The sequence below is a fragment of the Mesoterricola sp. JemC181 genome, assembly GCF_055384585.1.
The window spans coordinates 1,573,396-1,596,345 of record NZ_AP045076.1 but is presented as its reverse complement, the minus strand read 5'-3'; the positions used below and the strand labels follow the sequence as shown (position 1 = coordinate 1,596,345).

The 22,950-nt window shown below is 66.4% G+C and carries 19 protein-coding genes and 1 pseudogene; 10 read left to right on the top strand and 10 right to left on the bottom strand.

Annotated elements, in window-relative coordinates; translation table 11 throughout:
- Window positions 1–1,111 precede the first annotated feature (1,111 nt).
- Window positions 1,112–1,828 (bottom strand): hypothetical protein, encoded by a 717-nt coding sequence (locus ACZ5MC_RS07030; RefSeq protein WP_464517384.1) that lies wholly within the window; start codon window positions 1,826–1,828, stop codon window positions 1,112–1,114.
- 120 nt (window positions 1,829–1,948) lie between these two features.
- Between ACZ5MC_RS07030 and ACZ5MC_RS07025 the strand changes: the two genes are divergently transcribed.
- Complete coding sequence (locus ACZ5MC_RS07025) at window positions 1,949–2,551, top strand: hypothetical protein (protein WP_464517383.1); 603 nt, start codon at window positions 1,949–1,951, stop codon at window positions 2,549–2,551.
- On the opposite strand, the gene ACZ5MC_RS07020 is transcribed toward ACZ5MC_RS07025, so the two are convergent.
- The 4 genes from ACZ5MC_RS07020 to ffh form a co-directional block, all read right to left on the bottom strand.
- Complete coding sequence (locus tag ACZ5MC_RS07020; protein WP_306599603.1) at window positions 2,466–3,014, bottom strand: ribosome maturation factor RimM; 549 nt, start codon at window positions 3,012–3,014, stop codon at window positions 2,466–2,468. The two genes, ACZ5MC_RS07025 and ACZ5MC_RS07020, sit on opposite strands and share 86 nt — an antisense overlap.
- Window positions 3,014–3,301 carry a KH domain-containing protein gene (locus ACZ5MC_RS07015; RefSeq protein WP_306599602.1) on the bottom strand — a complete coding sequence of 96 codons (288 nt, stop codon included), beginning with the start codon at window positions 3,299–3,301 and terminating at the stop codon, window positions 3,014–3,016. Before ACZ5MC_RS07015 ends, ACZ5MC_RS07020 begins: the two co-directional genes overlap by 1 nt.
- Before the next feature lie 81 nt (window positions 3,302–3,382).
- Window positions 3,383–3,625, bottom strand: a complete 243-nt coding sequence (gene rpsP / locus ACZ5MC_RS07010) for a 30S ribosomal protein S16 (protein ID WP_306599601.1) — start codon at window positions 3,623–3,625, stop codon at window positions 3,383–3,385.
- 34 nt (window positions 3,626–3,659) lie between these two features.
- On the bottom strand, window positions 3,660–5,015 hold the full coding sequence (gene ffh, locus ACZ5MC_RS07005; protein ID WP_306599600.1) for a signal recognition particle protein: 1,356 nt from the start codon (window positions 5,013–5,015) through the stop codon (window positions 3,660–3,662).
- Window positions 5,016–5,146: 131 nt separating this feature from the next.
- Between ffh and ACZ5MC_RS07000 the strand changes: the two genes are divergently transcribed.
- The 8 genes from ACZ5MC_RS07000 (at window position 5,147) to ACZ5MC_RS06965 (ending at window position 14,146) form a co-directional block, all read left to right on the top strand.
- Complete coding sequence (locus ACZ5MC_RS07000) at window positions 5,147–7,123, top strand: thioredoxin domain-containing protein (protein ID WP_306599599.1); 1,977 nt, start codon at window positions 5,147–5,149, stop codon at window positions 7,121–7,123.
- A gap of 77 nt (window positions 7,124–7,200) precedes the next feature.
- A complete protein-coding gene (locus ACZ5MC_RS06995; protein ID WP_464517382.1) occupies window positions 7,201–9,249 on the top strand; it encodes a protein kinase domain-containing protein in 2,049 nt (682 codons plus the stop codon).
- A 567-nt stretch (window positions 9,250–9,816) separates the two neighbouring features.
- Window positions 9,817–10,056, top strand: coding sequence for a transposase family protein (locus ACZ5MC_RS06990; protein WP_464517381.1), 240 nt, complete (start codon window positions 9,817–9,819; stop codon window positions 10,054–10,056).
- Entirely contained in the window at window positions 10,057–10,734 is a 678-nt protein-coding gene (locus ACZ5MC_RS06985) for an ISL3 family transposase (RefSeq protein WP_464517780.1), read from the top strand.
- Window positions 10,735–10,847: 113 nt separating this feature from the next.
- On the top strand, window positions 10,848–11,690 hold the full coding sequence (locus ACZ5MC_RS06980) for a tyrosine-type recombinase/integrase (RefSeq protein ID WP_306598614.1): 843 nt from the start codon (window positions 10,848–10,850) through the stop codon (window positions 11,688–11,690).
- 3 nt (window positions 11,691–11,693) lie between these two features.
- Complete coding sequence (locus ACZ5MC_RS06975; RefSeq protein ID WP_464516209.1) at window positions 11,694–12,818, top strand: IS91 family transposase; 1,125 nt, start codon at window positions 11,694–11,696, stop codon at window positions 12,816–12,818.
- 299 nt (window positions 12,819–13,117) lie between these two features.
- The gene (locus ACZ5MC_RS06970; RefSeq protein WP_464517779.1) at window positions 13,118–13,408 is read left to right on the top strand and encodes a transposase; all 291 of its coding nucleotides are present in this window, start codon (window positions 13,118–13,120) and stop codon (window positions 13,406–13,408) included.
- Between the two features lie 315 nt (window positions 13,409–13,723).
- Window positions 13,724–14,146 carry a cupin domain-containing protein gene (locus tag ACZ5MC_RS06965; protein ID WP_306599597.1) on the top strand — a complete coding sequence of 141 codons (423 nt, stop codon included), beginning with the start codon at window positions 13,724–13,726 and terminating at the stop codon, window positions 14,144–14,146.
- 562 nt (window positions 14,147–14,708) lie between these two features.
- Here ACZ5MC_RS06965 and ACZ5MC_RS06960 read toward each other — a convergent pair.
- The 3 genes and pseudogenes from ACZ5MC_RS06960 to ACZ5MC_RS06950 form a co-directional block, all read right to left on the bottom strand.
- Window positions 14,709–15,788, bottom strand: a pseudogene (locus ACZ5MC_RS06960) (IS110 family RNA-guided transposase); the annotation flags it as partial.
- A gap of 349 nt (window positions 15,789–16,137) precedes the next feature.
- Window positions 16,138–17,370: a trans-sulfuration enzyme family protein gene (locus tag ACZ5MC_RS06955; RefSeq protein ID WP_464517380.1), complete on the bottom strand. Its 1,233-nt coding sequence runs from the start codon at window positions 17,368–17,370 to the stop codon at window positions 16,138–16,140.
- Between the two features lie 111 nt (window positions 17,371–17,481).
- A complete protein-coding gene (locus tag ACZ5MC_RS06950) occupies window positions 17,482–18,765 on the bottom strand; it encodes an arginine deiminase (RefSeq protein WP_306599595.1) in 1,284 nt (427 codons plus the stop codon).
- 156 nt (window positions 18,766–18,921) lie between these two features.
- Between ACZ5MC_RS06950 and ACZ5MC_RS06945 the strand changes: the two genes are divergently transcribed.
- Window positions 18,922–19,503 carry a peroxiredoxin gene (locus ACZ5MC_RS06945; RefSeq protein WP_464517379.1) on the top strand — a complete coding sequence of 194 codons (582 nt, stop codon included), beginning with the start codon at window positions 18,922–18,924 and terminating at the stop codon, window positions 19,501–19,503.
- 47 nt (window positions 19,504–19,550) lie between these two features.
- On the opposite strand, the gene ACZ5MC_RS06940 is transcribed toward ACZ5MC_RS06945, so the two are convergent.
- Together ACZ5MC_RS06940 and ACZ5MC_RS06935 are read right to left on the bottom strand one after the other, a co-directional pair.
- A complete protein-coding gene (locus ACZ5MC_RS06940; RefSeq protein ID WP_306599593.1) occupies window positions 19,551–20,108 on the bottom strand; it encodes a hypothetical protein in 558 nt (185 codons plus the stop codon).
- Window positions 20,109–20,124: 16 nt separating this feature from the next.
- Window positions 20,125–22,887, bottom strand: coding sequence for a DUF748 domain-containing protein (locus ACZ5MC_RS06935; protein ID WP_464517378.1), 2,763 nt, complete (start codon window positions 22,885–22,887; stop codon window positions 20,125–20,127).
- Window positions 22,888–22,950 lie beyond the last annotated feature (63 nt).

Genomic DNA, 22,950 nt, shown 5'->3' with positions numbered 1-22,950 from the left:
ATTCTGATACTTGCCGTCGAACTCGGCTGAGCAGAAAGCCTCCACGGACTTCAAGGCGCCTTGAAGGTCCTGCCCTTCTCCGGACCACCCGGGAAGGTTAGCGGCTGCAATTAATACCATCATCCCAAACGACGCGGCCGCCAGGTTTGGGATAAAGGACCGGAATTGGGGAAGGAAAGTTGTCCGACGCCGGATCAGGGGTGATTCGCAGGGCGGTTATCTTGAATTCTTGTGGATCAGCTCATTCATTTTGGCAGAACAAGACGGATAACATAATTTAAAAAAATTAAATACAATGAAGCCAAACATGTAGAACAGGCCCAAAAGCGTTACGATCTCAAACACGAACCGCTGGAATAGAGTCAAATCATGAATACAATTGCCAATACCAAGGAAATTATTAATGGGTTGCTTAAGAGCAACACAAGGCAAAATAATTGCGATTCGTATAATATTGATATTATTCATTTTAACCATTCACCACCTCTGTTCAATTTGCCATGAATTTGACTTCGCTTAGCAGCTATCACCCGAATCAGATCCCGTATAAAATGAGTCATTAAGCGAAAAAATCAGGACAAAGGTGTTTAATGATACGATAAACAAATAAAAATAAAATATGCATAATTCCGAGAAGCACCATGGATGCAACTGCAAGGCTTGGGAAAAATCCAAGATTATCAATGCAATTGTTTATACCAGTTAATTTATAAAAAGGTTTTTGCAGACACAATGACACAAGAATTATTATAGCCTGGGTCCATTTTATTCTTTTGTGTTTCATTGCTAGTTCTTTCAACATAATTGGCCCTAAAGGCACCTAATACCGAATTTCAGGAAGAGCTCCAGCGCAGTTTATATCTGAATAATTTTGGATTGCTCTGTAATTTGCTTACCAGTTATATTTAATCGTGCTCAACGTTTTCTGCAATTTAATACCCTCTGTGACTCCTGTATAACTCAATGCTCCAACACCAGCAATAATTGCGCCGCCTGCAGCCCCAACACCTCCAATGGGAGGCCCCCCGATGCCAAGCCCAAGAACGGCGCTGCTGGCGTTGTGGACGGCCTGGGCCCTGGTGTGCAACGTGAGGCCCGGGGTGGCGCGCATTTAGCGGGTGATCGCCGCCTTCAGGCGGGCCTGCTCGAGGCGGTAATGGCCCATCAGGTTCGCGGCCAGCGCCAGGTCGTGGGAGGCCACGGTGGCGAGGCGCGCGTTCAGGGCCGGAACATCGTAGGTGCCGTCGGGGAGCATGGGATTCAGGGCGGCGATCAGGGCCGTGGCCTCCTGGAAGGTCAGGCCTTCCGTGGCCAGGGTCCTGGCGGCGGGGGCCGGAGTGGCGGGCGCCTTGGCCGGGCTGGCGGAAGGGGTGGCGGGGAGAGTGGTGGTGCTGGAACTGGAGGAGCCCGTACTGCTGCTGGAACGGACGGAGGCCTGGGGCGCCTTCATCCAGCCCAGGGCGACCAGCGTCGCGCCCAGGTCCTGCCAGCCCGGAAAGCCGTTTTCCGCGAGCCTGGGCTGAATGACCGCATGGTAGCTGAAAGCCACCTGGCTGCCTGGATAACTCAAGGCGTCGGGGTGCACCGCCGCCATGCTGCCGACCACCTGGACCAGGCATTCCTGGGCCCTGGCCTGGGCACCGACAGGCACCGGTCCCTTCCGGGCAGCCTGCAGGGTCGCCAGGCCCTGGGCGAGTGCCTCCTCCTGCAGCTTGTCGAGCCACGCCTGGGCCCTGAGATCGGCCTCGACGTCGTAGCCGGGCGGGTTGGTCGCGAGCAGGGGCTGGACCACCAGAAGGGCGGGGACAAGAATCAGGCGCAGATTCATTAATTCTCCATCCCGATCGTCGGGCTGTCTTTCATGTGCCCTCAACCCCTACGGCCGTTCCAGCCATTGACAGACATTTTTATATATTTAATTTATATATTGGAGTTCTGGAATCCCCCTTTGAGCCACCCCCTTTCCCCCCTCCTGGCCGGCTTCCTGGCCCTGGTCCCCTCCCACGGTCCGGAGCGCCTGGCCAGGACTTATGTTCATTTCTCCAACGATTCCCGGGGGCCCTGGACGGTGGGGGTGGACCGGAGGACCGGCCTGAAGGGGAGGCTCCGGATCATGGACTTCGACGGGAAACGGCAGGCCTGGAAGACGGCCGGGAACCTGGAACCGGGCCGTGAGATGGTCCTGCCTCCGGGCCGGGGCCTCCACCTTGCGCCCTGCCCGCCCGCCTACATGGGGTTCCTCAAGACCGGAGAGGACTTCACCGGCCGGCTCTACCTCAAGGACAGCCAGGGCCGGAGGATCCTCCTGGACGTGGCCCGCCCGGCCAGGGAGGGCGCCCCGCCGGTCTTCAGCTTCGTGCTGCCCGCTTGCAGTTCGAAGGTCGAGGGGGTCCTGGCCTACGCCTACGGCGACGGCGACCTCGAAGGCTATGCCGTGGCCCGAATCCGCATCGTCTCGGAGACGGTCAGTCCAGATCCAGGTCCAGCAGCCCCGGAGGGGGATCCAGTTCCAGGCGCCGGCCGGCCAGGTCCACCTGCCACCAGGCCTTGATGTAGGGCACGTCCCGCTGGCCGGTGCGGCCGGGGCGCAGGTCCTTGAGGACCACCATGTCGTACCCCATGGGCGTGGGGTCCAGGCGCAGCACCTCGCCCACCAGGGCGCCGTGCACGTAGACCTGGCAGCCGGCCCACTCGTGGCGGAAGGTCTCGCCCTCGGGCAGGATGATGGCCTCGTCGGGGGCCCAGATGGCCCAGCCCTTGAAGGGCTCGGCGGCGGTGCGGTCGGGGATGCCCTCGAAGGCGACGCAGGCGCGGTCCTGGTGGAAGCGGAAGGTGCGCACCTTGGCGGGTCGCGCGGGGGGCGGCGCTTCGCCGGCGCCCTCCAGGTCCAGGCTCGGGGGGGCCAGCACGAGGCCGGCCATGCCGTCCAGCTTCTCCGGCTCGTCCATGAGCTCGTGCAGCAGGAACTCGCCCTTGAGGCCCTGCACCTTGGCGAGGTGGCCCAGGAGGAACATTACTGGTCGCCCAGGGGCGCTTCGGCCTCGGGCCTGGCGGGGCGCTCGTCGCCGTCGAACAGCTCGAGGTTCACCGTAAGGCCGGCCTTCTCGCCGGCGACCTTCGCGAGGGTGCGCAGGGAGGTGATCATGCGCCCGCCCTTGCCGATGATCCGGCCGCGGTCCCGGGCCTCGGCGTAGATGAGGACGTCCAGCTTGCGCCCGCCCTCCTTCACGTCCACCCGCAGCGCTTCGGGGTGGTCGAGGATGGGTGTCAGGACATCGGTAACAAACGCTTCAAAGTTCATGGAAGCTCCGCCGGGCGGCCGTGGCCAACCGGCCTTCAAGGCCAGATTCGCCGGCCCGGATGCCGGGCCGGCGTGTCGAGCTTACAGGATGGAATTCTTCTTGAAGAGTTCCAGGACGGTCTTGGAGGGCTGGGCGCCCTTGGCGATCCAGGCCTTGGCCTTCTCGGCGTCGATGCGCACGGTCTCGCCGTTCTGCGCGATGGGGTTCACGAAGCCCAGGACTTCGATGGCGCGGCCGGTGGGGATGCGGTCGTTCTCGGACACGACGATGTGGTAGAAGGGCCGCTTCTTGGCGCCGTTGCGGGCGAGACGGATGGAAAGCATCGGGACTCCTTGGGTGTTGAAAGAAAATTGCGGGTTAGAGTGAGAAGGGCGGTTTCTGCATGCCCTGCATGGCCTGCATCCGCTTCATGAAACCGGGGTTGTTCATCTGGGACATCATCTTCTTCATCTGCAGGTACTGCTTGAGAAGCTGATTGACTTCATGGACGGGGCGGCCGCAGCCCGCGGCGATGCGGCGCTTGCGCTTGGCGTCCAGGAGATTGTGGTTCTGCCGCTCCCGCGGCGTCATGGAATTGAGGATGGCCTCCAGGTGCTTGATCCGCTTGTCCGTGGCCACGGACTCGATCTGCTCCTTCATCTTCCCGAGCCCCGGCAGCATGCCGATGATCTTCTGCATGGAGCCCATCTTCTGGATCTGCTGGAACTGGCTGCGCATGTCGTCGAGCGTGAACTGGTTCTTGACGAGGCGCTGCGCCATGCGCTCGGCGTCCTTCTCGTCGATGGTGTCCTTGGCGTGCTCGATGAGGGTGAGCACGTCGCCCATGCCGAGGATGCGCTGGGCCATGCGGTCGGGGTGGAAGCGCTCGAAGTCGTCCAGCTTCTCGCCCGAGCCCACGAACTTGATGGCGGTGCCGGTGATGTGCCGGATGCTGAAGGCCGCGCCGCCGCGGGTGTCGCCGTCGGCCTTGGTGAGGATGACGCCGGTCGTGGCCAGCTTCTCGTGGAAGGCCCCGGCGGAGCGAACGGCGTCCTGCCCGGTCATGGCGTCGGCCACGAAGAGGATCTCGGTAGGGGAACAGGCGCCCTTGATGGCCGCCAGTTCGTTCATGAGAGTCTCGTCCAGATGCAGGCGGCCGGCCGTATCCAGGATCACCACGTCCCAGCCCTTGAGGGCGGCTTCCTGCACGGCCGCCTTGCAGATGGCCACCGGCTCCATGGATTCGGTGCGGAAGCTGGGCACGCCCGCGTCCCTGGCCACCACGTGCAGCTGCTCGATGGCGGCGGGGCGGTACACGTCCGCGGGCACCAGCAGGGGGGAGTAACCGTTCTTCTTCAGATACTTGGCGAGCTTGCCGCAGGTGGTCGTCTTGCCGGAGCCCTGGAGGCCCACCATCATCACCACGGTGGGCGGCTTCGGGGCCATGTCGAGGGGCCGCTCGGGAGCCTGGCCGCCCATGATGGCGGTGAGCTCCTGGTAGACGATGTCGATGAACTGCTGGGCCGGGTTGAGGCCGTTCAGGACCTCGACGCCCAGGGCCTTCTCCTTGACCCGCTGCAGGAAGGCCTTGGCCACCTGCACGTGCACGTCCGCTTCCAGGAGCGCCATGCGCACGTCCCGGAGGGCCTCCTCGATGTTCTTCTCGGACAGCCGGCTCTGCCCCCGGAGGGACTTCATCGCGCGGCTGAGTTTATCGGACAGGGTTTCGAACATGGGTCCCAGAGACAGGCAGAGCCATCCCAGAGTGGGATGAACCCATGATCTTAGCGCCAAAGCGGCTGGGACTCAACGGAAAGGCTTGGAACTCACGATCCGTGCCAGAATGTCGACTTCCGGAGTCGACTATGGCCAACCGTCTCGCCCAGTCCACCAGCCCCTACCTTCTCCAGCATGCCCACAATCCCGTGGAATGGAACCCCTGGGATGCCGAAAGCCTGGAGCGGGCCCGCCTGGAGGACAAGCCGATCTTCCTCAGCATCGGCTACAGCGCCTGCCACTGGTGCCACGTGATGGAGCGGGAATCCTTCGAGGACCCGGCGGTGGCCGCGGAGCTCAACGCCCACTTCATCCCCATCAAGGTGGACCGGGAGGAGCGCCCCGACCTGGACGACCTCTACATGGGCGCGGTCCAGGCCATCACGGGCCGCGGCGGCTGGCCCATGAGCGTCTGGCTCACGCCGGACCTCAGGCCCTTCTACGGAGGGACCTACTACCCCCCCGCGCCCCGCCACGGCCTCCCGGCCTTCCTGCAGCTCCTCGAGAGCATCCGCCGCGCCTGGGCGGACCAGCGCCCCGACCTCGAGGGCGACGCCGCGAGCCTCCTGGCCGCCCTGGACCGCGATCCGCCCCCGGCCCGGGCCCTCCCGACCCTGGCCCCGGTGCGCAAGGCCATGGAGACCATGGAGCGCAGCTTCGACCCGCGGTGGGGCGGCTTCGGCCCGGCCCCCAAGTTCCCCCAGCCCACCGGCCTGGAGCTGCTCCTGCGCCACGGGTCCGCGGCGGACCGGGCCCGGGCCCTCAAGACCCTGGACGCCATGGCCGAAGGCGGGATCTTCGACCACCTGGGGGGCGGCTTCGCCCGCTACAGCGTGGACGAGAAGTGGCTGGTGCCCCACTTCGAGAAGATGCTCTACGACAACGCGCTGCTGGCGCCGTGCTACCTGGAGGCCTTCCAGCTCACCGGCGAGCCCCGCCACCGCGAGACCGCCAGGGCCACCCTGGACTACCTGCTCCGGGACCTGCGGGACCCCGCGGGCGGCTTCCACTCCAGCGAGGACGCCGACAGCGAAGGGGAGGAGGGCCGCTTCTACGTGTTCACCCCCGCCGAGATCGAAGGCGTCCTGGGCGCGGACGCCGGACGTTTCTGCGAGGCCTACGGCGTCACCGCCCAGGGCTGCTTCGAACACGGAACCAGCGTCCTCCACCGCTTCGAGGCCCGGGGCGCGGCCGTCGAGGAGGGGCTTCGGGCCCGGGTCCTGGCCTTCCGGAACGCCCGGGTGCGCCCCGGCAAGGACGACAAGGTGCTTGCGGCCTGGAACGGCCTGGCCCTCGGCGCCTTCGCCCGGGGCTTCCAGGTGCTGGGCGAGGCGAGGTACCTGGAGGCGGCCGGCGCCCTGGCGGATTTCCTGCGGACCGAGCTGTGGCGGGACGGGAGCCTCCTGCGCACCTGGCGCCGCGGCCGGGGGCACACGCCGGCCTTCCTGGAGGACTACGGGGCCGTGGCCTGCGGGCTGGTGGACCTGTACGAGGCCGGATTCGACGCCCGGCACCTGCGGTGGGCCTTCGACCTGGGGGAGATCCTCCTGGAGCGGTTCCAGGACCCGGAAGGGGGCTTCTACGCGAGCATCGCCCGTCCGGACCTGCTGGTGCGCCAGAAACCCTTCCAGGACGGCGCCGTGCCCTCGGGGAACACCCTGGCCGCGCGGGCCCTCCTGGCCCTGGGCCGGCACTTCGGGCACGCCCCCTTCACCGTCGCCGCCGAGGGCGCCCTGCGGGCCGCGGCGCCCCTGCTGGAGCGGGCCCCTTCGGCCGTGACGGGCATGGCGGGCGTCCTGGCCTCGGCCCTGGCTCCGGGACCGGAGGTCGTCATCGCCGGGGATCCGGGGGACCCGCGCGTCCGGGCCCTGGTGGACCGGGCCCACCGGGCCCTGCGGGTGGGAGGGGTCCTCTCCCTGGTGGAGGCCGACCCCGCCCTGCCCCTCCACCAGGACCGCCGGGTCGCCGAGCCGTCCGTATTTCTCTGCCGGGGCGGCGTCTGCGAGGCCCCGCTCACGGATCCGGACCGCCTGGCCGATAGCCTCGCGGGCGTGTTGACAAACTAATGAACCATCCTTATTTTTGATCCGGCGGCCGATACATGATCCATTTGGTCATCTAAAGGCCGACCCGGGAGTCGGCCATGGCCCAACCCAGTTCAAGGCCCGACTGGTTCGAGAAGGGAAGGAAGGACGGACGCTACGTGCTGGGTCCCCTCCTGGGCCACGGCGGCATGGGGGACGTGGTCGAGGCCTGGGACACCATCCTGGGGCGCGTGGTGGCCCTCAAGATCCTCAACCACGCCGAGCCCGCGGCCATGGTGCGCTTCATGCACGAAGCCCAGCTCCAGGCCAAGCTCGAGCACCCCAACATCTGCCGGATCTATGACATCGAGGCCCACGAGGGCGTGCCCCGCATCGCCATGCAGCTGGTGCGGGGCCCCACGCTGGAGGACGCCACCAACGACCTGGAGCTGGAGGAGATCGTGGCCCTCATCGCCCAGGTGGCCGAGACCCTGGAGGATGCCCACCGCCACGGGCTCATCCACCGGGACATCAAGCCCGGCAACGTCCTCCTGGAGCCCCTGCCGGCCGGGGGCTGGAAGCCCATCCTCTGCGACTTCGGCCTGGCCCTGCAGGTCGACGCCTCCGTGCTCACCCTTCCCAACGCCCTCACCGGGACGCCCGCCTACATGGCTCCCGAGCAGGTGCGGGGGGACCGCCGGCACATCGGGCCCGCGACGGACGTCTACGCCCTGGGCGGCACCCTCTACTTCCTTCTGGTGGGCCGGCCCCCCTGCGTCAGCACCGTCACCCAGGAAATGCTGAAGGTGAAGAAGGAGCGGCGGTTCCCCACCCCCCGGGCCCTGGAGCCGTCCATCCCCGAGGCGCTGGAGGCCATCCTCCTGCGCTGCCTCGCCCCGGCCCCGGCAGAGCGGTACCCGACCATGGAGGCCCTGGCCGCCGACCTGTGGGGGTTCCTGGGCCGGGCCCCGCGGCGCGCCGCCGGGAAATGGCGGAGCCTGGCCGCCACCGCCGCGGCCCTGGGGCTGGTGGCGGGGCTGGGAGGCCTTGCCTGGCACCGGGCCGCTGCCCAGGAACGCTCGGCGGAGCGGTTTAACCGCGCGGCCCAGGAAGCGAGCAATCTCATGGCCGGCCTCCGCTACGAGCAGGAGCAGCCGCTCCACGACACCCGGAGCGCCCTCGCGCGCATCCGGGCCGTCAGGGACGCCGCCACGGCGCCCGCCGACGACCCCGCCTGGGCCCTGGTGCGGGGGACCGCGGACTACTGCCTGGACAACCTTCCCGCCGCCCACGCCGAACTGGAGAAGGCCTTGGCAAGGGGACCGGCCCTTCCCGGCACCGCCTACCTCCTGGGCCTCGTCTGCGCGCGCCAGTGGCTCGACCTGGAGCAGGAGCCCGCCCAGCGGGGGCAGGCCGCCGCGGCGGACCTGCGCGCGCAGGCCCAGGCGTGGTTCCAGAAGGCCAAGGGCCTGAGCCGGGACCGGGAGGCGTTCGCCCAGGCGCTCCTCGCCCTCATGGCCCATGACCTCCCGGGCGCCCTGGCCCATTGCCGTGCTGCCGAGCAGGCCAACCCCTGGCTTCGCGACGCGGGCGCCCTGGGCTCCCACTGCCTGGCCCGTCTGGCCCGCACCTACCTTGCGGGCGGGGATGACGCCGCCGCCGGCAGCGCCTACCGCGAGGCCCTCCGGTGGGCCGAGGACGGCGCCCGCCAGGCCCAGAGCGACGGCGGACTCCGCCATGCCGCCCTGGTCGCCGCCATGGGGCTGGCCGAGCTGGACCGGGCCCGGGGCCAGCTCACCCGGGAGACGGTCCAGGCGCTCGTCGCGCGCGCGGACGAGAGCCTCCTCATCAATCCGGACGGCGGGACCGCCCAGGCGGACTGGATTTCCGTGCAGTGCCTGGTCGCCCGGCAACAGGCCGATGCGGGCCTCGATCCCAAGCCCACGCTGGACCGGGCCCTGGCCTTCTACTGGACCCGGACCCAGGATCCCCGTCCCCCGGCCCTGACCGCCGCCCAGCGGATGCTGAACGGATTGACAACCGAACGTGACCGGGCCCGGAGCCGGCCGGTCCTGCCCAGGGCCGTCAAGGCCTCCGGCCTGCCCATGGATGGGCACCCGGACATTCTTCGCCCGCACGCCAAGCAACGAGACGTCCCAGCAGCCTGAGAAGGCAGAAAACACCGCCTTGTTTCCGGTCCCCAGGGGCCTAGATTGGGTGCAGGGTAGAAAAAAGTCGCTCTTCCCTTACACCTGAGGCCGTCTAAGAACGAGCCCCTTCCCCAGTGACGGCGTTCCGGAAACCGCCCGCTGGCGAGACCCCAAAGCACCCTCTTCAGGGTGCTTTTTTTGGGTTCTTCACGGATTTGAGGGGTGGCGCCGACCCACACTCACTTTAGCTTGGTGCTGACGAGGAGGCCGGGTCCGGTCGATAGGGGCCGTTCTGAGCCCGTCATCCAGGTAAGTTGAAACGAAAAGCTTATCGCCGAGGCGCCGAGGGGCCGAGGTTCGCCGAGAAAAGATCTTCTTTTTATTCCTCGGCGATCCTCGGCTCCTCGGCGCCTCGGCGATAGGCCCTTCGATCGAGATTGCCGGATTCATCGGGTAACAGGTCGGCAGCAGTGGACTTCAGGCATCTTGGAGTTGTCGAGAAACCAGGATGAGAGGAGGCCGCTGCTGCCTACCAAGGAGCTTATTGCCCGTTTGGGCGGATGGAAAGGGCATCGCGTCGGAACCGTGGAAAGGTTCGAACCGGGGGAGAAGGGTACCCGCGCCCAGGTCTGGATCGAGTTGCTCGGCTTCGGTGTCCACCCTCGGACCTGCAGCGGCTGCCAGCGCAAGGTTTCAGCGGTGCACGACTGGTCCCAGCGAGAGATCCGGGACCTGCCCGTGTTCGACGCGGATACCGTGTTGGTGGTCTGGCGTGCCCGGGTGGCCTGCCCTGCCTGCGGACCCAAGCTGGAGGCCCTGGACTGACTGGAACCCTATGCACGGGTCACCAACCGCATGGCCGAGAGTGTGGCCCGCATGTGCAAGGTCATGCCCATCAAGCGGGTTGCCGAGCATTATGGCCTCCACTGGGGCACAGTGAAGGACATCGACAAGGCCTATCTGGAGCGCACGCTGGAGCCAGCCAGACCAGGCAAGGTCCGGCTGCTCATGATGGACGAGTTCGCCCTCCATAAGGGGCAGAGCTACGCCACGGTGTTCGCCGATACCGAAACCCGCCAAGTGCTTTGGGTGGGCAAAGGCCGGGGCAAGGCGGATATCAGGCCCTTCTTCGAATGGCTCGGCAAGCGGCGGTGCCGCAAGATCGCGGCGGTGGCCATGGACATGTCCCCCACTTTCGAAGCGGAAGTCCGCCAACACTGCCCCAATGCCGAGATCGTCCTGGACCAGTTCCATGTCCTGGCCAATTTCGGAAAGCAGGTGCTCGACCGAATCCGGGTCAACGAGGCCAATCGGTGCCGGGACGACAAGGCCGCCCGCGAACTCATCAAGGGGGCCAAGTGGCTCCTGCTGGGCAACTGGGAGAACCTGCCCAACCGGGAGAGCAAGACCAGGCTCAACGCGCTCCTGGAGGCGAACCAAGCCCTCATGACGGCCTACGTCATGAAGGACGCCCTTGAACGAAGCCGCTTCGCGGCAGGGTGAAAAACGCCCGTCCAGTCCGGTCGCTCACCGGGGGACTTGCGGAAGTATATAAAAGCAGGCTCCTTGGTTATGGCGGTGTGTCAGCACCGTCCCCATAACCAAGGAGGAACTGCATGCGTGCAGATAGTGTATCTCTGTCCAGATTTTCCGGCGATCTCCGAATGGCGGGCCGGGCGGAAAGAACCATCGAGTTGTATGTCGCTTCGGCCCGGCGTTTCGAGGAGTTCCTCGGCCAGGACCTGCCGGATGCGAGCCAGGAGGCGATTCGGCGCTGGGTTGACCATCTCCGCGGCCAGGCGGTCGGGGCGTCCCGGCTTGGGCAGCATTACTCGGCCCTGAAATTTCTCTATTCAAGGACACTGGGCCAGCCGGAGAAGGTGGCCTGGATCACCATCCCCAAGGCCAAGGCGCACCTGCCCTCGATCCTCGGCCGGCCTGAGATCCAGCGGCTCCTGGACGGGTTCACGACCGCCAAGTACCGCATGTTCTTCACCCTGATCTATGCCACCGGCTTGCGTATCAATGAGGCCAGCCTGCTGGAAACCCGTGATATTGATGCCATGCAGAAGGTCATCCATGTCCGCCATGGCAAGGGTGGCAAGGAGCGGATGGTGCCCATGGACGGCAAGCTCTACGGGTTGCTGCGGACCTACTACAAGCACGAGCAGCCGCCGAAACCCTGGTTGTTCGCCTCCAAGTTGGGCAACCCCATCTGCCCTGAGACGGCGCGCCGGGCCCTGTTGTGCGCGGCAGCCGCCTCCGGCATCGGCAAGATCGTGGGTCCGCACATGCTCCGCCACGCCTTCGCCACCCATCTGCTGGAGAACGGGGAGGACCTGCGCCGGATCCAGGTTGTCCTGGGCCACGGCAGCATCCGGTCCACTCAGATCTACACCCAGGTCGCACCAAGCCAGGTTGCTGCCATCCGCAGCCCGTTGGAAGACCTGCCGGATTGAGGCGTGGGGCCCCGGCCCCGGTTCGACATCGGCGAGATCGTCCGCAGGCACCGCCCCGCCCTGGAGGCCAGGCATCACCTTGCCCCGGGACAGAAGAAGGTGCTGACCGCGATCAGTCGTTGCCGCACCGCCGCCCTCGGCGGCCACAAGCTGGTCTGCGAGCACGGCGACTATGAGCGGATCGCCTACAACTCCTGCCGGGACCGGCACTGCCCGAAGTGCCAGGCCCTGGCCCAGGAGAAGTGGATCGCCGCGCGCAGTCGACGGATCCTGGCCATTGGCCACTTCCACGTGGTGTTCACCCTGCCGGCTGAACTGCGGGCTCTGGCCCGGCTCCACCCGGCCGAGGTCTACCAAGCCATGCTGCGCGCCGTGGCCGATACGCTTCTGGAGCTGGGCAGGACCCGCAAGGGCCTGACCTTTGGCCTGACTCTGATCCTGCATACCTGGACCCGGGAACTGGCCTTCCACCCCCATGTCCACGCGCTGGTCAGCACCGGCGGCCTGAGCCTGGATGGCGGCCGTTTCATCCGGCTCAAGCACCGCTACCTGTTTCCCCTGAAGATGCTGGGCGACGTGTTCCGCGGCAAGGTCCTGGCCGCCCTGGGGGCCGCCCGGGATGGGGGCAAGTTCCCGGAACGTACCGTGGCCGCCTACGCCCAGTTGATCGCACAGGTGAAAGAGAAGCGCTGGATCGCCTACGTCAAGAAGCCGTTCCGCAAGTCCGGCCACGTGCTCCATTACCTCGGGCGCTATACCCACCGGGTGGGCATCGCCAATTCCCGGTTGGTGGATGTCACGGACGACCAGGTGACCTTTCGCACCAAGCACGGCCTCACCGCGACCCTGGAGCCGCCGGAATTCCTCCACCGCCTGGTCCAGCACGTCCTCCCCCCGGGCTTCCGAAAAATCCGCCACGCCGGCCTCTACGCCGCCGCCCAGCCCGGAGGTCTGTTGGACCAGGCCCGGCAGGCCCTGGGCGAGACCAAGGTCAAGGCAACTCCATCCCCGGTGACATGGCTGGAGCAAGAGATGCGCGCCTGCCCTGTCTGCGGCGGCATGCTCCACCGGGTCCGCCTGGATCCCACCGCCCCCCGGGCACCTCCCGAAGTTGACGCCCCATGCTGACCGTCCCCACAACGACCAGGCTTTCTCGCGCCGCAACCTGCCACCACGGTGGGCTGGAGAGGGTCTGCTCATGGACAGGAGCGGAACCATCGCGGCCAGAACAGAGCGTGAAATCGAAGGTCAGGGAGACGATGGCCAAGGCGTTTCCACCATCCTCAGGCGGCCTGCCAAGCTCGATTTGCCCATAGCAGCCCAGTCGCGCCGGCCCCTGCCGCTCCGGGCTTGTTCAAGACCGTAAATCGGGTTGCGCGTCATCGCACCGACCCAGCCGAAGGCCTGGGTTCCGCGAACCCGATTTACTGACTATTAAGGCCCTGTGGGGCTTTAAGCGAGAGGGCTGGGCCCGGAAGGCCTGGGAGAACTGGCTGGCCATGGCCACCTCAAGCGGCCTGCCGCCTTTGGTACGTTTTGCGAAAAACCTGGCCAAGCGGATCGAGGACATCCTCTCGCACTGCCGGTGGCACCTGAACACCAGCATCCTGGAGGAGATCAACAACAAGATCAAGGTCCTGAAGCGGATCGCCTATGGGTACCGGGATGAGGCCTACTTCTTCCTCAAGATCCGTGCGGCCTTCCCCGGAAATCCGTGAAGAACCTTTTTTTCGGTGGAGGCCCGGGCGCGCAGCGCAACCACGCGAGATTCCTGGGAACCCCCGGCCACCCGGACGCTTATCGCGTTTTCATCAGCCACGGATCCTTGCCTGTTCGCCCAATTGAACGCCGAGCTGCCAGAAGGTGTGAACCAGGGCATTCGGATCATCTTTCCGCCGGATCCTACCCATCCCGCCCAGGGGCATTGCCCCATAATCGGATGGCGTCTCCGGGGTGGTGGCGAAAGCGGTCGCCTTGCCGGAAGCGTGAAGGGAATGGGCGCGATCCAGACGAAATAGCCAGGGAGGTCGACCATGCTGAAGTTCCAGATCCCCATGCTTGTAACCCTGCTGGCGATCCCGCATCTCAATGCGCAAGGGGGTCCCATGGCAAGCCCGGGAGCCGTCCAGAGGAGGAATCTGCTCGAGGCGGCCCTCGCACCCCCGAAAGCCGTCGGGAGCGTCAGCGTCCAGGACGTGACGATGGCGACCGGGCAGAAGGCGCCCCTTCACCTGCACCCATGCCCCGTCATCGGGGTTGTGATCGAAGGTCGCATCGCCTACCAGATCGAGGGTGAGCCGACGACGTTCCTCAAGGCCGGGGACGCCTTTTATGAACCTGCGGGCGTTCATGTGGCACGCTTCGACAACGTCGGGGACACCCCTGCCAGATTCGTCGCGGCCTACCTCCTGGAGGAGCCGGGGCAGCCGACGGTCAAGATCGTGCAGAACCCCTAGGAGCCTGTCTACGTAACAGGAGGCCCCGCGATGATGGCACCGGGGCTAGCAAATCAAGGAAGGCGAGGAAAGCCGCAGCGGGACTGCGGTTGACGAGCCTGACGCAGAGTTGCTGGCCCCGCTGCCATCACCCGAAGGGCGGTGCCCAGAAGCGCGCTTATCGTGTGCAAGTCCCTTGAAGGATTGACCTAATCCTCCTGCGGGCCTTGCGCTCGATAATCGCGCTTCTGGGCGCCGTCGCGGGGCCTCCTATTGCGCAGACAGGCTCCTGATATGTATTGGCCTGTCAAGGGTGCCAGACCTCTTTAGTTTGACAGTGCATGGGGAGCAGAACGGACGGCATTCCGCCGGTTGATCAGTCTGATATTCGCGGGTTGGTTACCGGCATGACAACCGATTCGTCGGGGAGCTTCCTTGCTCTAGAGTTGAGGGTCATTCCATCGCTGGACGCCTACATAGGAGCACCGAGGGTTCTCCCACCGTTGCCCGTTCTGCTGCCGATGCACTGCGACTCTGTATTCGCCCCCGGTGACGCGGGATCGGGACCGGGGAAGGCCTGACCGATGGCCCAGATGAAGCCCGCCAGTTCCCTGGCAATGGCTGTGCAGACTTTGACCTTGAGCTTGCCCTTGCTCTCCAGGAGGCGATAGCGGCCGCAGAGCCGCACCTGGGCCTTCCAGGCGATTTCCTGGATTCTTTCCGGGGCCCGCTTCGCCTTCTGCTGGAGGTGTGCTGTCTTCCGGGCGGGATGGTGATAGGTCCAGGCCGCCTCCACCAGGACTCGGCGGACGTGCCCATTCCCGGTCTTGGTGATGCCGCCGCGGGAGTGCTTGGCTCCACTTGAGTGTTCACTTGGGACCAGGCCCAGAAACGCCATCAACTGAGGGGCGGTCCTGAACCGATGCAGGTCGCCAATCTCCGCCATGGTGGTTGTCGCCGCGATCCGGCTGATCCCGCGCAGGGCCATCAGCCCTTCGATCACCGCCGCGAATCCAGAAGCAGTGCCGGCGGCTTCAAGTTGCTCCTCTAATGCCTCCACCCTCCGGCTCAGCATCTGGAGCGTATCCAGATAGTCCTGGAACACGACCTGCTGGACCGGCTGGTCGAATTTCACGTCTTCCAGCCACCGGAAGTGCATTCGGCTCCACTTCTTCTCATGCTCGTAGATTCTGCCGTGGCGCAGGAGAAAGGCCTGCAGGCGCTGTTTGGCCTGGCGTTCCAGGTGCTTCAGGTCCTCCCGGCCTCGGGTCAGATCCCTCAGGGCCTCCTGGGTTTCATCTGGGACCCAGACCGCCGTCAGCTCGCCGGCCCTGAGCAGCCGGGCCAGGGTCTGACTATCCCGTCGATCCGTCTTGACCCGATCTCCAGGTTTTTTGGGAATCAGGGACGGCGCCACCACCTGGTTGGCTACCCCCATTCCCAGGAGTTGGCGATGAAGGACATAGCCACAGGGCCCTGCCTCGTAACAGCACAACAGCGACGCTTCTCCCTTGCGAAGCTGCCGAATCAGCTTCGTGACTGCTTCGGGGTTGTTCCGGAACTCCCCCACGTAGCGGACCTCGCCTCCAGAGGCTTCCGCCACGGAGACGGCGATCGTCTCCTTATGGACATCCATCCCGACGAATTTGCTATAGACTGGCATGGCCTGCCCTCCTCAATAACGGCTCTGAGCCGGTGGGTTGTTTGGCGCACCGAGCTTAATCCGCGTTGCTTGAGATAGGGCAGGCCCTTTTCGGGAAAACCGGAGGCCTTGCCGAAGCTCCATCCGGGTACCACCCTTGGGGCAGCCGGGCGGAGGATAAGGCTCCGCAGGGATGCGACCTGAGCGCCGTCCCGGGCCCGGAAAATGGGCGGGCCGGAGAACCTCCGGCCCTTTGCCTATTTTTTGGGCGGCATGCGAAAAATCCCGGGGGCACGGGGGCAGAGCCCCCGGATGCCTATGTCACCGAGCCCCTCATCGGATGCGAGGCCAATACATGATGTCTAGAGGGTCAGATGGTCCCCAGGGCCTGGGCGAGGTCGGCGATGAGGTCCTGGGCGTCCTCCAGGCCCACGGACATGCGCACCATGTTGTCGGTGATGCCGGCCTGGGCCTTCTCCTCCGGGGTCATGTCGGAGTGGGTCATGGAGGCGGGGTGCTCGATGAGGCTCTCGATGCCCCCGAGGCTCACGGCCAGCTTCATGTGCCGCACGGCGTCCAGCACCCTGAAGGCCTCGGTTTCGCCGCCCTTGACGCAGAAGGCGATGATGCTCCCGGTGCCGGTGCACTGGTCCTTCCAGAGGGCCGTCTGGGCCTCGCCCATGGCCGGGCTGCCGGGGTAGGCCACGCACTGGACCTTGGGGTGGGTGCGCAGGAAGTCCACGATGCGCAGGGCGCTGGCCTGCTGCTGCTCCATGCGCAGCTGGAGCGTGCCCAGGGAGCGCTGGATGAGCCAGGCCGTGTCCGGGTCGGAGTTGGAGCCCAGGATGGTGCGCATGACCTTGATCTGGCCCACCAGGGCGGCGCTGCCCATGGCCACGCCCGCCACCAGGTCGGAGTGCCCGCCCAGGAACTTCGTGGCGGAGTAGAGGATCACGTCGGCGCCCAGTTCGAGCGGCTTGCTGAAGATGGGTCCCATGAAGGTGTTGTCCACCACGACCAGGATCTTGTGGTCCTCGCGGGAATAGGCGGCGGCCAGCTCCGAGGCGCCCCGGATGTCCGAAAGCATCATCGTGGGGTTGGCGGGGGACTCGATGTAGATGACCTTGACGGTGGGATCGGTCTTGACTAGGCGCTCCAGCTCCTCGCGGGGGGTCCCGGCGGGGAACGGGATCGTCCGGATGTTGAACTGGGGGAGCACCCGGCGGAAGAAGTACTCGGTGCCGCCGTACACCGGATCCGAGAAGAGCAGCGTGTCGCCGGGCTTCAGGAAGGCCAGGCAGGTGCTGGAGATGGCGCCCATGCCCGAGGAGAACAGGGCGGCGGCCTCGGCGCCGTCCCACACAACGACCTTGTCCTCCAGGATCTCGCTGTTGGGGTTGTTCACGCGGGTGTAGATGAGGGCCGGGCTCTCCCCGGCCTTGGGACAGTCGAGGCCGTAGGCGATCTCGAAGGCCCGCTTGCCCTCGGCGGCGGTCTTGAAGATGAACGTGGAGGTGCGGAACACCGGAGGCACCGCGGCGCCCTCGGAGCGCTGGGGGTCGTATCCGTGGGAGAAGATGCGGGTCTGCGGCTTGACGGTCATGGGGGCTCCGGATCCTTGGCAGGATGATTATGAGTCCCTGGGATCCGAATCCATGGTGTCGGAGGTCACACCTTGGGCCGGGAGCCTGTCTACGTAACAGGATTCAGGCTCCTAGCCCCTCGCCAGCGGCATGGTCATGCACCGCGGCCCCCCACGGGCCCGGCTCAGCTCGGCGCTCTCGAGCATCACGGCCCACTTGCCGCCGTCCAGAAGATCGATGGACGGGTCGGCGATGAGGTCCCGGGCCATGAGGATCCGGTAGCCGGCCTTGGCGAGTTCGCCGGCGGTGGCGTGGTTGCGGCTGTACATGACGATCACGCCCGGGGCCAGGCAGAAGGCGTTGGCGCCGTCGGTCCACTGCTCCCGCTGCTGCATGATGTAGTTGTCCCCGCCGCAGCGGATGGGTTCGAGGTCGATGCCCACGCCCTTCAGGGCCCGCAGGAGGTTGGCCTCCACGGAGGTCTGCAGGGTCTTGTGGCGCAGGTCGAACTTCACGACGTTGAGCAGCTCGCGGCTGTGGTCCGTGAAGAAGGGCGGGTAGATCAGGCACTCGCCTTCGCTGACCCGGGTGAAGATGGTGTCGAGGTGCATGGCGCTGCGCACCTTGGGCATGAGCACCATGAGCAGGGTGTCGAAGGAGAGGTCCTGCCGGCGCAGGTTCTCGGCCAGCATGTGGATGGCGTCGGCGGAAGTTCGCTCGCTGCAGCCCACGGCCAGCACCTTGTCGGAGAGCACCAGGGTGTCCCCGCCCTCCAGGCTCTGGGGCATGCGGATCTCGCCCTTGAGAAGCGGCGTGAGCTGGTCGAAGAGCCGGTCCGCCTCCTGGAGGTGGCACAGCCGCGGGTGGTGGCGGAAGACGTAGCTGAGGATCAGCGGCTCGCGCTCCCGGGCCCAGGTGGCCATGAAGTTGATGTTGTACCCGCGGCCCACCACCGCGGCGGGATCCCGCATGAACAGGAGGTTCGGGATGGGGCGCACGGTGTAGTCGAAGCGCTTCTGCCAGTGGGTGTGGCTCAGGGTGTCGTCCCAGGGGATGCCGGTGATCACGGCCCGGGCCACGTCCGCGGGAGCCATGGCCCGCAGCAGGTTCGCGGACTCGTCGGGCATGTCCACCAGGCGCCGGAAGTCCTCGATGAAGGCCAGCTTCACCCCTTCGGAATCGAGCGACTCCACGAAGAGGTCCTGGATGTCCAGCACCTCGTCGGCCACCCGGGCCAGCACCTTCCGGAACACCCCGTGCTCGGCCCGGGCGAGGTCCCCGTAGAGGATGTCGTCGAAGAGCAGCTCCTCCATCATGTCCGGAACCATCATGTCCACTTCGGGGCCGGGGTTGTGCACGACCACCTGCTTCAGGCGGCCGATCTCGGAAAATATCGATAACTGGATTGCGGGCATGACGTCCTCAAAAAGGGCACAAAAGTTGAAGATAAGCTTATCCGAAAAAGCGATTTACCGAAAGTTTACCAAACTGGTCACAATTCCCTTGCCTCGCCTGCGGGCCCCATCGTAGCCTGGAAACTCACTGGAAATCGTTCCCCCACAGGAGGCCACATGGCTGCTTTCGTAACTCAACCCGCACCCGACTTCAAGGCCACCGCCCTCGTGAACGGCGAGTTCAAGGAAGTCACCCTCAGCCAGTACAAGGGCAGGAAGGTCGTCCTGTTCTTCTACCCCCTGGACTTCACCTTCGTCTGCCCCACCGAGATCCTGGCCTTCTCCGACGCCGTCAAGGAGTTCGAGGCCCGCGACACCCAGGTGCTGGGCGTGAGCGTCGACTCCCACTTCAGCCACTGGGCCTGGGCGAACACCGAGATCAGGAACGGCGGCATCAAGGGCGTCAGCTTCCCGCTGGTCTCCGACCTGTCCAAGTCCATCGCGGCGGACTACAACGTCCTGCTCCCCGGCGGCATCGCCCTGCGCGGCCTGTTCCTCGTGGACGAGGCGGGCATCCTGCGCCACATCACCGTCAACGACCTGCCCCTGGGCCGCAACGTGGAGGAGGTCCTCCGCGTGGTGGACGCCCTGGACTTCCACACCAGGAACGGCGAGGTCTGCCCCGCCAACTGGAAGAAGGGCGACAAGGCCATGAAGCCCACCCAGGAAGGCCTGCGCGAGTACGCGGCCAACCACTAGCCTGCCGGATCGCGCGAAACGGGGCCCTGCGGGGCCCCTTTTCGCGTCTACAGGATGTTCACCGAGAACCCCACGTAGGGGCACCGGGCCCGGCGGTCCCACCCGATCCGGCCCGTGAGCATCCCCACGTAGAGGGCGAACCGCTCCTTGTATTGGATGCCCGCCTCCGCCCGGACCGCCAGCTTGAGAAGGCCCGTGGAGCCGTTGTAGGTGCCCCTGTTGCCCAGGCCGGTGGCTTGGTCGTACGTCCCTTCGGATCCCATCCGCCATTTCTGGAGGACCACCCCCGCGGAGATCGTGGGATGGAAGGCCGAATCGGGGGCCAGCGTCAGGAGGCCGTCCGCGCCCAGGCCATAGTTGTTCATCGCGACGCGGCCGCCATCGGCGGGGAAGGAATCCCCATCCAGGCGCACGCGCAGACGCATGGCCTCCTTCCCCACGAGGACGGCGAAGCCGCCGCCGGCGCCGGTACGGGAAAAGCCGATGTCCTTCAGGCTTTTGCCAGGCTGCGTGGCCCGGCCGTTGAGCTGGTACTGGATGCCGTCGCCGGCGGCCAGGGGCCAGGCGCAGAGGACGGCCAGGGAGATCGTGAGCAGCTTGTCCAAGCATCCCTCCGGGGGTTCACTTCAGTTCGAAATAGACACGGCTTCCGCCTTCCTTCCGGGCCCGTTCCCCACCGTCGACGATGAAGACCCGGTCCTCGGACACCTTTCCCGAGCCCAGGAGGCGGTCCCGGACGGCCTGGACGCGACGGCGGGCCAACAGCCGAAGGGCAGCGGCGTCCACATCGACCCGGGCAAGGAGCCGGGCTTCCATGTCGGCCGGGGCGGGTTCGGGAGCGACCTTGGCCTCCTTGGGGTCCTTGGGCGGGGGGAATGCCTGGAGGTAGGCGGCGCGCAGGAATTTCGGCCGCTCACCGGGCCCCAGGGGCTGGCCCTTGAGGCGCGCCAGGGAGGCCTCCAGCTCCGCGAGCTTCAGGGCGGGCACATCGACCTCGCCCGCGGTGCCCTCCATCTCCAGGCGCAGGCCGGGGCGCTCGAAGAGGCCCTTCTCGAGGGTCTCCAGGACCTTGGCCCCCTGGGCGTCGACGGCGTCCCCCCCGGGCGGGAAGGGCAGGAGGCTGAGGTCCGCGTCCCCGCCCCCGAAGGCCTTGCCGATCAGCGCGAAGGGCGAAGTGGCGATCTTGGCGAAGACGTTGATGACGGCGCGCCAGATGACCCGGCCCAGCTTGAAGTCGGGGGAGGCCAGGTCCCCGCGCACTGGCACGTCCAGGTCGATGACGCCGTGGCGGTCCCGCAGCAGGGCCAGGCCCAGCTTCACCGGCACGTGCACGGCCTCGGGGCTCTCCACCGCCCCGCCCAGGGTGAACTGGTCCATGCGGATCCGGTTCTCGCCCTCGAGCTTGCGGTCCTGCACGAGGTACTTCATGTCCAGTTCCAGCTTGCCCTTCTCGATGCCGTAGCCCACGTAGCGGCCCGAGTAGGGACTCAGGGGCGACAGGTCCATGCCGCCCATGACCAGGGCCACGTCGGTGTAGGCGGCCTGGGACAGGAGGTTCACGGTGCCCTTGGCGGTGAAGGGCGCGGCGCCGTCCACCAGCGCCTTCAGCTCCATGGAGGCCCGGGACCCGGGGTCCGAGGAGAGCCGGCCCACCTGGCCGTCGATGTGGTCCAGGGAGAGGGCCACCACCGGCTGCAGGCTCCGGTCCAGGAACGTGAAGGAGCCCCCCTTGAACCGGAAGGCGCCGATCTCGGCCTTCACCGGGGCGCCGGGCGCGGACTTCTCCGCGGGCTTTTCCGCCGGCACCGCCGGGGCCGCGGCGGTGCGCACGAACCTGAAGGCGGGCCGGTCCCAGTCGACGGATGCCAGGGACACGGCCATGGGGCTCGAGGCGGCCCTGATTCCGGCCACGCGCAGGGCTTCCCAGGCCACCTCGGCGTTGCCCGCGACCGCCTTGAAGCCGTCCACACGGGCCTGCCCCCGGAAGGCGTACCTCGCGGCGGGAAGGTCGAAGTCCGCGTGCCCGGCCAGCCCCAGGCGCCCGGAGGCGAGGGTGGCGTCCGGCGCCGCATAGCCGTCCAGGGGCGCCAGGTCCAGGTCGTCCACCTTGAGCTCCAGGGCCCCGGCGGACTTCAGCGGCGCCGCGGTGCCCGCGGCATGGACGCGTCCCCTGCCGTTCCACCGCAGATCCAGGTCCACGTCGCAGAGCCTGGCCGGATCCATGCTGAATTTCCTGACGGTGAGGGCCAGCTGGTCGAGGGTCAGGTCCACGGGGCGTCTGGGCACCAGGTCCCGGAAGGCGACGGACTGGTTCTCCACGCGGAGTTCGTCCAGGTCGAAGGTGAAGGGTTCGGCCTTCTTCGGCTTGGCGGGCACGCGTGGCGTGGCCATGCGCATGAGGTTGATGCTGCCCGAGGCGTTTCGCTCCACCTTGAGCCGGCTGTTGCGCACGGCGAGGGAGGCCACGTGGAATTTGGATTCCAGGAGGTCCGCCTCCAGGCCCTTGACCCGCACCTCGGCCAGGTCGACGGCGGAGCCGGGCGCGCCGGTCTCGCCCAGGGAGAGGTTGTCCAGGCCCGCCTCGCCCTTGTGGAGGCGCACGGCGTGGCTGCCTTCGCCCCACCGGAACTCGTAGTCGGCCTTCACGTCCAGCGTGCCGGACATCAGCTCGACGTCCATCCTGTCACGGTAGTACGGGGCGTACTTGGGCAGGTGGAGGCCCCCCACGAAGAAGCTTCCCTGGCTGCGCAGGGGCTCCACGAAGAAGTGGCCCCGCCACCCGAAGGTCTCGCCCCGCTCGGTGCGCCCCGTGAAGGCGTACGGGTTGTTGTTGTCGGGCTTCAGGCGGAAGCCGTCCAGGTCGAGGCTCAGGGGGCCCAGGACCGTGGTGAAGGCGGGGGTGGTGGAGCGGTCCGCGAAGTCCACCCGGGCGTGCACCACGGTGAGCTTGCGGATGCGGATGTCCGGGAGGGGCCCCGCGGGCCTGGGGGGCTCGGGTGAGGCCACCAGCAGGTCCTGGAAGGTGGGGTTGCCTTCCCTGTCCAGCACCACCTGCGCGTGGAAGCCCTCCAGGCGGATCTCCTGGAAGACCGGGGCCAGCCGGAACAGGGTGGCGGCGCCCAGGTTGACGTAGAGCCGGTCCCAGCCCAGCAGGGCCGAGCCGTCCTTGTCCTTCACCAGGAAGCCCTCCAGCGTGACGGAGAGGGCGAAGGGGTTGACACGCACCCGGGCCACCGTAACTTCCCGGTGGAGCATGGGCGCCAGCCGCTTCGGAAGCTGAGCCCGGATCAGGGCCGGTGCGAGGAGGAACCCGGCCGCCGCATAGAGAACGACCAGGAGAGCGAGGGCTTGGACCCACCGCCGTCCCAGGACCTGACGGAGCAATGTTGATGCATTCATGTGGAAAGACTAGCACTTTTCCGGCCCCGGAAATCCTCCTGATCCGGT